The organism is Pseudomonas putida S13.1.2 (genome assembly GCF_000498395.2).
Taxonomy (GTDB): Bacteria; Pseudomonadota; Gammaproteobacteria; order Pseudomonadales; family Pseudomonadaceae; genus Aquipseudomonas; species Aquipseudomonas putida_Q.
On sequence record NZ_CP010979.1, the window covers coordinates 4,073,022 to 4,086,024 of the forward strand.

General features: G+C 60.5%; 11 protein-coding genes. 1 reads left to right on the plus strand and 10 read right to left on the minus strand.

Going from position 1 to position 13,003, the window contains the following annotated elements:
* Positions 1-244: 244 nt before the first annotated feature.
* The 10 genes from N805_RS18085 to hmpA form a co-directional block, all read right to left on the minus strand.
* The gene (locus N805_RS18085) at positions 245-628 is read right to left on the minus strand and encodes a YkgJ family cysteine cluster protein (RefSeq protein WP_026034689.1); all 384 of its coding nucleotides are present in this window, start codon (positions 626-628) and stop codon (positions 245-247) included.
* Between the two features lie 126 nt (positions 629-754).
* On the minus strand, positions 755-1,882 hold the full coding sequence (locus tag N805_RS18090; RefSeq protein WP_019473715.1) for a hypothetical protein: 1,128 nt from the start codon (positions 1,880-1,882) through the stop codon (positions 755-757).
* Positions 1,883-2,097: 215 nt separating this feature from the next.
* Complete coding sequence (gene alaC, locus N805_RS18095) at positions 2,098-3,306, minus strand: alanine transaminase (protein WP_019473730.1); 1,209 nt, start codon at positions 3,304-3,306, stop codon at positions 2,098-2,100.
* A 335-nt stretch (positions 3,307-3,641) separates the two neighbouring features.
* Positions 3,642-4,529, minus strand: a complete 888-nt coding sequence (gene cyoE, locus N805_RS18100) for a heme o synthase (protein WP_016484944.1) — start codon at positions 4,527-4,529, stop codon at positions 3,642-3,644.
* A gap of 11 nt (positions 4,530-4,540) precedes the next feature.
* Positions 4,541-4,873: a cytochrome o ubiquinol oxidase subunit IV gene (gene cyoD / locus N805_RS18105; RefSeq protein ID WP_016484943.1), complete on the minus strand. Its 333-nt coding sequence runs from the start codon at positions 4,871-4,873 to the stop codon at positions 4,541-4,543.
* Complete coding sequence (gene cyoC / locus N805_RS18110; RefSeq protein ID WP_016484942.1) at positions 4,873-5,499, minus strand: cytochrome o ubiquinol oxidase subunit III; 627 nt, start codon at positions 5,497-5,499, stop codon at positions 4,873-4,875. The genes cyoD and cyoC overlap by 1 nt, the downstream gene beginning before the upstream one ends.
* Positions 5,500-5,502: 3 nt before the next feature.
* Complete coding sequence (gene cyoB / locus N805_RS18115) at positions 5,503-7,521, minus strand: cytochrome o ubiquinol oxidase subunit I (RefSeq protein ID WP_019473729.1); 2,019 nt, start codon at positions 7,519-7,521, stop codon at positions 5,503-5,505.
* Between the two features lie 3 nt (positions 7,522-7,524).
* Positions 7,525-8,469, minus strand: coding sequence for a ubiquinol oxidase subunit II (gene cyoA, locus N805_RS18120; RefSeq protein ID WP_016501430.1), 945 nt, complete (start codon positions 8,467-8,469; stop codon positions 7,525-7,527).
* Between the two features lie 560 nt (positions 8,470-9,029).
* Positions 9,030-9,536: a disulfide bond formation protein B gene (locus N805_RS18125; protein WP_019473728.1), complete on the minus strand. Its 507-nt coding sequence runs from the start codon at positions 9,534-9,536 to the stop codon at positions 9,030-9,032.
* Between the two features lie 388 nt (positions 9,537-9,924).
* On the minus strand, positions 9,925-11,103 hold the full coding sequence (gene hmpA, locus N805_RS18130; protein ID WP_019473727.1) for an NO-inducible flavohemoprotein: 1,179 nt from the start codon (positions 11,101-11,103) through the stop codon (positions 9,925-9,927).
* A gap of 153 nt (positions 11,104-11,256) precedes the next feature.
* On the opposite strand from hmpA, the gene norR reads away from it, so the two are divergent.
* Complete coding sequence (norR, locus tag N805_RS18135) at positions 11,257-12,813, plus strand: nitric oxide reductase transcriptional regulator NorR (protein WP_019473726.1); 1,557 nt, start codon at positions 11,257-11,259, stop codon at positions 12,811-12,813.
* Positions 12,814-13,003: the final 190 nt, after the last annotated feature.

Here is a 13,003-nt window from a genome sequence, read left to right on the forward strand (position 1 = left end):
TGGAACGGTATCTCTGAGGTAGGTACTTGCCTATCAGACGGCATCCGACTGAGGTCGTAGGATAATTCCCAATCCCTGGCAACCTGAAGCATTTGGTTTCAGGTTCAGAATTTTCTTACAGCTGATGGCCCTATCGCCGGCAAGCCAGCTCCCACCAGATCACCACAGAACCTAAGCCTTGTGCAGTACCTGTGGGAGCTGGCTTGCCGGCGATAGGGCCAGTCCAGGCGAGCAAAAAGGGGGTTCAGGCCACCTCAGCCCCATCATCCGGCCAATGCGGCTCGTTGGCCCCTGGCGGGGTCAGTGGTGGCAGCCCATAGGCGGCACGCGCATCGTCGCAGCTGGGGTTATGCACCCCACCCTCCCACGATGCATCGAACTCGCGGCAAGGGCTGGAACGGTTGGCATAAATGGTACAGGCCACCTCTTTGCCGATCTCGCCCTCAAGGCTGACGCAGCGGCAGGGCTTGGCATCGGTGCCGATCATGGCAACGCGGGTGGGGTTGATCTGTACCACCAGGTCGTCCGGCACAAGGCCCCCGGCAGACTGGCATTCGCCCCAGAAGAAAGACACACGGAAGTACCCGCAGCAGGCGCCGCAGTCAAGGCAAGGGTTATATTCAGACATGATGCCACGGAGGGAAGGTTGTTGTTATCGGGGTTGGCCCGCGGCGCCATTCTCAATCGAACCCGGGGCGGCTGGATAGAGGGTGCATGCAAAAAAAATTGCCACTGATCCGGCCGCCCGCTTCATTCAGCCCAATGCCTTGTAGGTGGAGGCATCCCAACGCTGCAGGGCAAGCCCTTCGGTCGGGTCATAGTCATCACCACACACCTTGCTGAAGTGCGTACGGTCTTCGCCGCAATGCACCAACCGGTCGTGCTTTTCACCCTCGGTCAGCACCGTGTAGGAGTTACCGCGCATGGCTTGATACTGTGCTTCGGCTGCGGCCATTGCCTGGTGACATTGCATCAACTGGCTGTCATTCAAGGCCAGTCGCTTGCCCAGTTGAACACCCCAGCGGGTCAGGCACACTTCGGCGAAATGGCGCACGATCAGCCCGGGTTCCTTTAGCACCTTGCCGTCGCTTGCACCATCGACCGATGCATTACCGACCAGCGTGGCATGACGCCCCGGCATCGGATAAATACAGATTTGCGTGCCACTGGCGACTGACGGGATCACGCAGGCAAACCCTTTGGAACGCTCATCCCGCGAGTAGAAGCCGACATACTCACGCACGTTTTCCGCCAGTGCGATGCGCTCGGCTTGCACATTGCCGACACCGGGCACCGGGTCGATCGCAAAAATATTGACCGGTACGTTTTGCAATACCGGGTCTTTCGCCATGGCGTTGGCCAGCATGTGGCAGCTGATGCCACCCCGGCTCCAGCCCACCAGGTTCACCTGGGTCGGAATGCGCGGCTTGCGGAACATGCTGATGATGCCCTCTTGCAACGCTTGCGGGGTTGGGTGGCGGTCACCGTAGTCGTAGGTACGCCAGAACCAGGAGGCCGTGGAGGAAGCCTCCGGAACAGGCACGCCTGCGTCCTTCAGCCGCTCGTATTCTTCCTCGCTCAGCTTGGTGCGCTGCCAGCTGCTTTCGCCTTTGATCACCTGCAGTACATGGTTGACGTTTTCTTCCCAGCCGCGGCCGAACAACTGGCCGGTCCAGTTGAAGTAGCCGCCGGGCTCGACGAACAGGTTGTCATCCTGAAGGTTGCCGCTGCCGGGGCCATCAACGGCGATCCAGTGGGCGAATTCGCGGCCCTGGTCGTTGCTGGCCAAGGTCGAGACCAGCTCGCCGTTCCAGAAGTTGGGGTTTGCGTCGTCGAAGCGGTGGGAACCGGTGCCGCAGAAGTAGGCGGTGAACACACTCATGGGTGGGTCTCTGTAATGAGAAATGAGTGCTGAAGATAGGTAGGCTGATCGGTGAAACGCAGGCGGAAAGCTCGCCCTGCTGCAAAATCGAGGGGCTGCTTTGCAGCCCATCGCCGGCAAGCCAGCTCCCACAGAGCCCCCACAGGTCGTGAGAGCGGCGCCGCACCTGTGGGAGCTGGCTTGCCGGCGATGGGCCGCAAAGCGGCCCAGGTTGCTTACTTGCGGGCCAACCCGTCAGCCCGGAACATCTGCCGGATGCCGCGAATGGCCTGGCGAATGCGGTCCTGATTCTCGATCAGGGCAAAGCGCACATGGTCATCACCATACTCACCAAAACCGATCCCCGGCGACACGCACACCTTGGCCTCGGCCAGCAGTTTCTTGGCAAACTCCAACGAGCCCATGTGCGCATACTGCTCAGGGATCTTCGCCCACACGTACATCGATGCCTTGGGGTTCTCGACCATCCAGCCCAGTTCGTGCAGCCCTTTCACCAGCAGGTTGCGGCGCTGGCGATACTGCTCGGCAATGTCCCGTACGCACTGCTGGTCGCCTTCCAGCGCGGCAATGGCCGCCACCTGTAGCGGGGTGAAGGTGCCGTAGTCGTGGTAGCTCTTGATCCGCGCCAGGGCGCTGACCAGCTCGGGGTTGCCGACCATGAAGCCGATCCGCCAGCCTGCCATGTTGTAGCTCTTGGACAGGGTGAAGAACTCCACCGCAATGTCCTTGGCCCCCGGCACCTGCATGATCGATGGGGCTTTCCAGCCGTCGTAGACGATGTCGGCGTAGGCCAGGTCATGCACCACCAGCACGTCGTACTGCTTGGCCAAGGCCACCACACGCTCGAAGAAGTCCAGTTCCACGCACTGGGCGGTGGGATTGGACGGGAAGCCGAGGATCATCATCTTCGGCTTGGGGATCGACTCACGGATCGCCCGCTCGAGTTCGTTGAAGAAGTCCACACCGGGTACCAACGGCACCGAACGCACCTGGGCACCGGCAATGACCGCACCGTAGATGTGGATGGGGTAGCTGGGGTTGGGCACCAGCACCGTGTCGCCCTGGTCGAGCGTGGCCAGCATCAGGTGGGCCAGGCCTTCTTTCGAGCCGATGGTGACGATGGCTTCGCTTTCCGGGTCGATGTCGACCTCGTAGCGTTCCTTGTACCAGTTGGAAATGGCCCGGCGCAGGCGCGGGATACCGCGAGAGGTGGAATAGCCGTGGGTATCTTCACGCTGGGCAACCTGCACCAGCTTCTCGACGATGTGCGGCGGGGTGGCGCCGTCGGGGTTGCCCATGCTCAGGTCGATGATGTCCTCGCCACGGCGGCGGGCAGCCATCTTGAGCTCGGCAGTGATGTTGAAGACGTAAGGGGGGAGACGATCGATGCGCGCAAAGCGGCGCGGCGAACCTGGGTTGGCCATGGCTTCCTCTGAGTACGTAAGCGCCCGGAACCGTCCGAGCGACGTTGGCCGATGTAGCGGCCCGGGTCAGAAGATAGTGCCGAAACATGATAGCTGTAAAGGGCAAATTCCTGTTTTGTTAGATCTTTTCAGAAGTATTTTTTGAAAATCCAGGATTTATGTTTTCCTGCGCTGGCCTCTTCGCGGGCTCGCCCGCTCCCACAGGGTTACCCGCAGCCCCTGGGACCTGCGCCGTACCTGTGGGAGCGGGCAAGCCCGCGAAAGGGCCGGCACAGATAAACACCCATAAAAAACCCCGGCACATGGCCGGGGTTTTCGTGAAACAGGCAGCAGTATCAGCGTGCGTAAGTCATCAGCACGTCCGCAGCGGTCTGGCTGTCCACACCCATCATCACGCTCAGGGCGGTAACGGTGAGGATGGAGAAGCCGAACACCTTGCGGGCCCACTTGCTGTCGTCCTCGGCCTTGTAGCCACCCCATGCCATATACAGCCAGTACAGGCCCATGGCAGCTGCCACGGCCAGGTAGCCGAGGCCGGCGTAACCGCCGAGGGTGAGCATCAAGGTGGCGAGCACGAAGGCCAGCACGTACAGCACGATCTGCTTCTTCGCCGCGAGGATGCCACGTGCCACCGGCAGGACCGGAATGTTGGCAGCGCTGTAATCCTTGAAGCGGAAGATGGCGATGGCAAAGCTGTGCGGCATCTGCCACAGGCTGAACATCACCAGCAGGGTTACCGCAGCCAGGTCGAAGCTGTTGCTTACGGCGCAGTAGCCGATCACCGGAGGCATGGCACCCGAAAGGCTGCCGACCAAGGTGCCGTGCACCGATTTACGCTTCAGCCACAGGCTGTAGAAACCGACATAGACGATGAAGCCTACAGCTGCGCAGAACGCCGACAGCGGGTTGGCCTGGACATACAGCAGGCTGAAACCCGCCACCCCGAGCAGGGTGGCGTAGATCAGCGCGAGGGGCAGCGACATGCCGCCCTGCACCATGACGCGGTTCTTGGTGCGCTCCATCTTGTGGTCGATGTCACGGTCAATGCAGTTGTTGAACACGCATCCGGACGCAACCACCAGCGAAGTACCGATCACCACCGCCAGGAACAAGGCGAAGTCCACATGGCCCTTCGAGGCAAGGAAGAAACCGCCTGCCACGGAAAGCACGTTACCGAAAATGATCCCCGGTTTGGTGATTTGGATAAAGTGCTTAACGGACATGCAGTCTTACCTCACTTGGCCATCATTTCGATGTGGATGTTGAACATGATCCACAGCGACAGGCCGACCAGCAGTGCAATTACCAGTACGGTGAACAGGAACGTCGACACGTTGTTGCGTTGCTCTTTCGAGCGGTCCATGTGCAGGAAGTACACCAGGTGTACAACTACCTGGATCACGGCCATGGCAACAATGATGAGAACGGTCAGGTTCTTCGGCAGGCTGGCGGTCATGGCCAGTGCGAACGGGATCGCAGTCAGGATGATCGACAGGACAAAGCCGATCATGTACGACTTGACGCTGCCGTGGTTACCTTCGTGATGAGTGTCGTGTGCGCTAGCCATTACAGAACCCCCAGCAGGTAGACGACGGTGAACACGCAGATCCAGACCACGTCCAGGAAGTGCCAGAACAGGCTCAGGCAGCTCATGCGGGTCTTGGCGGTCGGCGTGATGCCATGCTTGTTGATCTGGTACATCATGATTGCCATCCAGATCAGGCCGGCAGTCACGTGCAGACCGTGGGTACCTACCAGGGCGAAGAACGCCGACAGGAAGCCACTGCGCTGCGGGCCGAAGCCCTCGCTGATCAGGTGATGGAATTCATAGATTTCCATCGCGATGAAGCCTGCACCGAACAGGAAGGTCACAGCCAACCAGCCCAGTACACCGGCTTTCTTGCCATCGAACATCTTCAGCATGGCGAAGCCGAAGGTGATCGAGGACAGCAGCAGGAACAGCGTTTCAACAGCTACGAAATCGAGCTGGAAGATGTCATGACCCGACGGGCCGCCGGCAAAACTGCCGGACAGCACCGCGTAGGTGGCGAAGAGCGACGCAAACAGGATGCAGTCGGTCATCAGGTACAGCCAGAAACCCAGTACGGTCATCTGGCCCGAGTCGTGGTGGTGGTCGTCATGCCCATGGTCGTGACCATGAGCAGCGCCGCCGTGCATTACTTGACTGGACATTGATTACACCCGCTCAAACGATTCGACACGTGCGCCGGCAGGCAGAGCACCTGCTTTGGCCAGCGCTTTCATACGCTCGCCTTCGATGCGCGCCACTTCTTCGGCCGGAACCATGTAGCCCTGGTCGTCACGTGCAGCGTGGCGAACGAAGACTGCGATGGTTGCCAACAGGCTCGCGCCCACCAGCCACCAGATGTGCCAGATGAAGGCGAAGCCGAACACGGTCAGGAACATACCCATGAACAGACCGGTGGAGGTGTTGCTCGGCATGTGGATCGCTTCGTACTTGGCCGGGACCTTGTACGCAACACCGGCTTCCTTGGCTTCGTGCCAGGCGTCCAGACCAACTTTCTCAGGCATGTGAGCGAAGTTGTAGAACGGCGGTGGCGACGAAGTGGACCACTCGATGGTACGGCCGCCCCATGGGTCGCCAGTGACGTCCATGTTGTCTTTGCGGTCGCGAACCGACACGTAGATCTGGATCAGCTGGCAAGCGATACCGAACAGGATCAGCACGGCGCCGACAACGGCTACGTACAGGTAGGGTTCCCACAGTGGGTTGTCGGAGTGGTTCAGACGACGGGTCATGCCCATGAAGCCCAGGGCGTACAGCGGCATGAACGCAACGTAGAAGCCCGACAGCCAGAACCAGAAGGCAGCTTTGCCCCACTTCTCGTTCAGGGTGAAGCCGAAGGCTTTCGGGAACCAGAAGGCGAAACCGGCGATGTAGCCGAATACCGCGCCACCGATGATCACGTTGTGGAAGTGCGCAATTACGAACAGGCTGTTGTGCAGAACGAAGTCAGCACCCGGAACGGCCAGCAGTACGCCGGTCATGCCACCGATGGAGAAGGTGACCATGAAGCCCAGGGTCCAGAGCATCGGTGCGGTGAAGCGCACACGGCCTTGGTACATGGTGAACAGCCAGTTGAACAGCTTCACACCCGTCGGGATGGAGATCAGCATCGTCGCCAGGCCGAAGAAGGTGTTGACGCTGGCGCCGGCACCCATGGTGAAGAAGTGGTGCAGCCATACCGCAAAGCCGAGGATGGCGATCGCGCCCGATGCGTAGATCATCGAGTGGTGGCCGAACAGGCGTTTGCCAGAGAACGTCGAGGTAACTTCCGAGAACACGCCGAAGGCCGGCAGGATCAGGATGTACACCTCAGGGTGACCCCACGCCCAGAACAGGTTGACGTACATCATCGGGTTCCCACCAAGCTCGTTGGTGAAAATGTGGAAGTCCAGATAACGGTCAACAGTCAGCAGAGCGAGTGCAGCAGTCAGAATCGGGAACGAAGCAACGATCAGTACGTTGGCCCAGGTGCAGGTCCAGGTGAAGATCGGCATGTCCATCAGCTTCATGCCAGGTGCGCGCATCTTCATCACGGTGACGAGGAAGTTCACGCCGGTAAGCGTCGTACCCAGTCCGGATAGCTGTAGCGCCCAGATGTAGTAGTCGACACCTACCCCAGGGCTGTACTGAATGCCTGCGAGCGGCGGATAGGCAACCCAGCCGGTCTTGGCGAATTCACCAACGCCCAGCGAGATGTTGACCAGCAGCACGCCTGCCAGCAGCAGGTAGAAGCTCAGGGAGTTCAGGAACGGGAAGGCAACGTCACGTGCACCGATCTGCAGAGGAACCGCCAGGTTCATCAGGCCGGTGAAGAACGGCATCGCCATGAAGATGATCATGATCACACCGTGAGCGGTGAAGATCTGGTCATAGTGTTCAGGCGGCAGGTAGCCTTCGGAGCCACCGGTAGCGGCAGCCAGCTGGGTACGCATCATGATGGCGTCGGCAAAGCCGCGCAGCAGCATGATCATCGCGACGATGATGTACATCACGCCGATCTTTTTGTGGTCGACAGTAGTCAGCCACTCGCTCCACAAGTAGGTCCACTTGCGGAAATAGGTGATAAGACCGACGACAGCGATACCGCCGAGCGCGATCATGGCAAGCGTCACCATGACTATCGGCTCGTGATAGGGTATCGCCTCCAGGCTTAGTTTACCGAACATCTCTTACTCCTCTGCACCGGCAGCTGGTTGCATACTCGATTCCACACCCTTGGTTGTGGCCAGATCTTTGCTGCCTGCTTCTTCGTGGACCGGCTTGCCGCGGTTCATGCCTTCGTACTTGTCGACGATGGACTGGAACAGCTCTGCTGGCGCCTCGCTGTACAGCGCGACTGGGTTGTATTCGCTAGGTTTGGCCAGAGCTTCGTACTCGGCTTTGCCCAGTTTCAACGGCGACTGCTTGACCTCGGCGACCCATGCATCGAAGTCGGCCTGGGAAGTGGCAGTAGCCTTGAATTTCATGCCGGTGAAACCAGCACCGCTGTAGTTGGCGCTGATACCGTCAAACACACCGTTTTCGTTGGCGATCAGGTGCAGTTTGGTGGTCATGCCGGCCATGGCGTAGATCTGGCCACCCAGGCCCGGGATGAAGAACGAGTTCATCACGGCGTCGGAGGTGACGCGGAAGTTCACCGGGGTATTAGCCGGGAAGTTGATCTTGTTGACGGTGGCAATGCCCTGTTCCGGGTAGATGAACAGCCACTTCCAGTCCAGCGCGACCACGTCGATCTGGATCGGCTTCACGTCCGAGTCCAGCGGACGGTAAGGGTCCAGCTTGTGGGTGGAGTGGTAGGTGACGTAACCCAGGGCGATGATGATCAGGATCGGGATGATCCACACCGCAGCCTCGATCTTGGTCGAGTGCGACCAGTCAGGGGTGTAGGTGGCTGCCTTGTTGGAAGCACGGTACTTCCAGGCGAACGCCAAGGTCATGATGATCACAGGGATAACCACCAGCAGCATCAGGCCGGTAGCGATCAGGATCAGGTTCTTTTGCTCAATGCCGACCTGGCCCTTCGGGTCGAGCAGGGTCCAGTTGCACCCACTGAGTAAAAGCATGCCTAAAAAGGGCAATATGCCAAACAGTCTGGGGTAACGCTTTTTACTCATCTCACGACCTCTAGATCAGCTTGCTTCAATGCAATTTGTGTTTTGGTAGCCAACACTTCGTCCTGCCAAGTGAGGCATTTTGCGCCCGTACTCGCTCCTGCCTGGGGTCCGGCTGCAGGACCTTGGCTTCAAGCGTTGTTAGCGGTGCTTATGGTTTCGTAGGCAACAGGCCTGTACTTCAGACCAAGTCCATTTGGTGCGGGAAAACGCGGAGGGGGGTCCGCCCGGTATCGCCGTTGGGCGAAACTTGACGAAGTCAGCAAAAAGGAGCGCTGGGGCTTCCTTCAATCCTGCGACTCGCAAGCAGTGCCGAACGGAAATTGGGGGCGATTGTAGTGAGGTCGCCAACCCTTGACTATGACTTATTGAGCAACAGTCTTTTACAGAATGCGTAACAATGATGCTCGATAATTCAACTTCGCGACAGTTTGTCGCACCCCGCTTGCCAGGCCTCAAAGCCGCATTCTGCAAGGCTTTGTGGTTGATCTGGATCAAGCGGTGGGCGACCTTTCCCTCTTCACACGCGGTGTAAAAGACCCCATGCAATTCGGGACTTTTGTCTAAGCCTGGCGCCGGTTGCGGTAGATGCCGAGCGGTACCAGGATGGCGGTCAGCACGAACGCCACGAGCGCCCATTGCGCCAGCGACAAACCGAGAAGTGGCGGGTACGGCGTGCTGCAGAAGCCGTCGACCTGGAACGCCAGCGGCCAGAGTTTGGCCAGCGGCAGGTCATCCACGATTGGCTGGAGGGTGTCGATACCGCAACTGACCATGGGGTTGGCGAGTATATACACATGGTTGCCGGCCGCAATGATTCCGCCAATTGCGCTCAGCACCACCAGTGCCTCGAAGAAGGTCAGGCTGCGGCGCCCTGGCATCGCCGCAGCGATAAAGGCAAATATGGCAATGAACAGCAGCGCGTAACGCTGCAGGATACACAGCGGGCACGGTGCCTCGCCCAGCACCACTTGCATGTAAAGGGCGCCGCCGATCAGCGAGAGGCAGATCAGGCCCAACAGCACCAGAAAGCGCCGTTCCCGATTCAGGCGCGATGTTTGTTCATTCATTGCCGGTTCCTTCGATGGATAGTGGCAGCGTGGTCCGCCTGCCTGAGCGCAAGTCTACACGCTGGGCAGGGCCTTTGAGCGTGCCGAGGAAGCGGCGTGATAGCACTGCGCAGGGCTATCCGGTGTGGCTGAGACCGGCCGCAACAACGTCGGTTCAACGCCGGGCGGCAAAAAACGGCTGCCCGGGTGCCGCGCAGGGGCAAGCCCCTCGACACCCGGGAGTGAAGGATACCGTGATTAAAGGAGGATTAAAGATGAAAGCTGAGCAGGCGCTTTTCATCTCTCCTTATATATAGGCAGGAAGGAGTACTGTGGCTGGGATACACATTTGTGCCTGTACCGGCCCCTTCGCGGGCTTGCCCGCGAAGGGGCCGGTACAGGCGTTACATCACTCCAGGGCAGCCGCCGGCCCGAAGAACTCGTAGCGGCTCTGCTGCTCCGGCACACCCAGGCCCTTCAACTGGCGCTTCACCGCCGCCATGAAGGCTTTGGGCCCAAGGAAGTAGGCATCCACATCACGTTCCGGCGGCAGCCACTCGGCCAGCAAGTCCTCGCTCAGCAGGCCGACAGCATCGGCCTCGGCGCCACCCGCAGGCTCCGCATAGCAGTAGAAACGCTTGAGCTGCGGATGACGCGCCGCCAGGCCATCGACCCAGTCACGGAAGGCGTGCACCGCACCGTTACGCGCACAGTGGATGAAATGCACCTCGCGCCGGGTTTGCAGCGCCGCCTGCAACATCGCCAGGGTCGGCGTGATGCCCACGCCCCCGCTGATCAGCACCAGCGGCTTGTCGCTGGCAGCCAGGGTAAAGTCACCCGCAGGCGGGAACAGTTGCAGGGTATCGCCCACCACCAGCTCATCGTGCAGGTAATTGGACACCTTGCCGCCCGCCTCGCGCTTGACGCTGATGCGGTACTCCTTGCCATCGCACAGCGCCGACAGGGAATAGTTGCGGCGCTGTTCGGCACCGTCAATATCCAGCTTAAGACCGATGTACTGGCCTGGCTCGGCCTTGAGCACCGGCTTGCCGTCCACCGGGGCAAAGTAGAACGAGACGATCTCGCTGCTTTCCTGCTCGCGACGTACCAGGCGGAATTCGCGGGTACCGCGCCAGCCGCCCTCGGCCTCTTCCTTCTCTTTATAAAGGTTTTCTTCAGCGCCAATCAGGATGTCGGCCAGCTGACCATAGGCCGCGCCCCAGGCGTCGATCACCGCAGGGGTGGCGATTTCCTTGCCCAGCACTTCCTCGATGGCGCGCAGCAGGCAGCTGCCGACGATCGGGTAGTGCTCCGGCAGAATCTGCAGGGCAACATGCTTGTTGATGATCTGCCCGACCAAGCCGCCCAGCTGCTCCAGCTGGTCAATGTGGCGGGCATACATCAGCACGCCGTTGGCGAGTGCGCGTGGCTGGTCACCACTGGCCTGGTGGGCCTGGTTGAACAGTGGACGGACCTCTGGGTACTCGTTGAGCATCATCTTGTAGAAGTGGGTGGTCAGTGCTTCGCCGCCGCTTTCCAGCAGGGGTACAGTGGCCTTGATGATTGCACGTTGTTCGGCATTGAGCATTGCAACAACTCCTGAGCTGTGGCTTCAAATGACTGCCCTAGCCATTTCAGCAATCGTGCCAACTTTTATCGCCAGCAAAATCAGGGGTTTGACACAGGTCATGTCAAAACGACCCACCCCGGCGTATAGTCATATCGACCCATCGGAGTCTTTATGACCACAAAGCCATTGCTTACCGCCTTGCTGCCCCTGGTCAGCGACCTGTCCCGCGATTTGCCCGACCAGGAACGCTACCGCCGCCTGTTGCAGGCCATGCGCGGCCTGCTGCCGTGCGATGCCGCCGCGCTGCTGCGCCTGGATGGTGAATGGCTGGTGCCGCTGGCTGTGGACGGCCTGAGCCCCGACACCCTGGGGCGGCGCTTCCGGGTCAGCGAGCACCCACGGTTCCAGATTCTGCTTAGCCGACCGGAACCCACTCGATTCGCCAGCGACTCCGATCTACCCGACCCCTACGATGGCCTGGTCAACGCGCCGGATGCCGACCTTGAAGTGCACGACTGCATGGGTTGCCCGTTGATGGTCGATGAACGCCCTTGGGGCCTGGTCACCCTCGACGCCCTCACCCCCGGGCAGTTCCAGAGCCTGGAACTGGATGCCCTGCAGGCCTTCGCCAGCCTGGCCGCCGCCACCGTTACCGTGGCCGAGCGCATTCAGCACCTGGCCTTGCGTGCTGAAGACGAACACCACCGCGCCGAGATCTACCGCCAGGCCAGCGGCCAGGATAAAGAGCTGATTGGCCAGAGCCCGGCGCACAAGCGCCTGGTAGACGAAATCCGCCTGGTCGGTGGCAGCGACCTGACCGTGCTGATCACCGGCGAAACCGGGGTCGGCAAGGAACTGGTGGCCCTTGCGCTGCACCAGGCCAGCAGCCGCGCCGACAAGCCGCTGGTCAGCCTGAACTGCGCCGCCCTGCCCGACACGCTGGTAGAAAGCGAACTGTTCGGCCATGTACGCGGTGCCTTTACCGGTGCGCACGGCGAGCGCCGCGGTAAGTTCGAACTGGCCAACGGCGGCACGCTGTTCCTCGACGAAGTGGGTGAACTGCCACTCACCGTACAGGCCAAGCTGCTGCGTGTGCTGCAAAGCGGCCAGTTGCAGCGCCTGGGCTCGGACCGCGAGCACCGCGTGGACGTGCGCCTGATTGCCGCTACCAATCGCGACCTGGCTGCCGAAGTGCGCAGCGGCAACTTCCGCGCCGACTTCTATCACCGCCTCAGCGTGTACCCGCTGCATGTGCCGCCCTTGCGCGAACGTGGTCGAGATGTAGTGCTGTTGGCTGGCTACTTCCTCGAACAGAACCGATCACGGCTGGGCCTGAACAGCCTGCGCCTGAGCCACGAAGCCCAAGCCGCGCTGATCGCCTACGACTGGCCAGGCAACGTGCGCGAACTGGAGCACCTGATCGGCCGCTCGGCACTCAAGGCACTGGGCCAACACCCTGATCGGCCACGCATCCTCACCCTCGAAGCCATCGACCTGGACCTACGCGTGTCCCCAGCAACGCCAGGCACGTTGCCCTCCCCCACAGCCTCGTCACACGTAGCCACCGTGCCGGAAGGCAGCCTGCGCGAAGCGGTCGATATCTACCAGCGCAAGGTGATCGAAGCCTGCCTGCAACGGCATCAGGAGAACTGGGCAGCAGCGGCTCGCGAACTTGGCCTGGACCGCGCAAACCTGAGCCGTCTGGCCCGCCGGCTGGGGCTTCGCTGAGGCCTCTCTACCAAAGGATTAACCCAGAAAGCCATCTGGTTGCTTCCCCACCGGCTGCTATATCTCCCTAACCACCCGTTTCTCGACTGCCTGGTCGAGACTGTGCGTAAGAACCCTGAAAGGGCTCTGTTACGCCGGTTGTGGCCCGAACAGTCGGGCCGGGGGATCCGGACACCAGCAGGGAGCATCC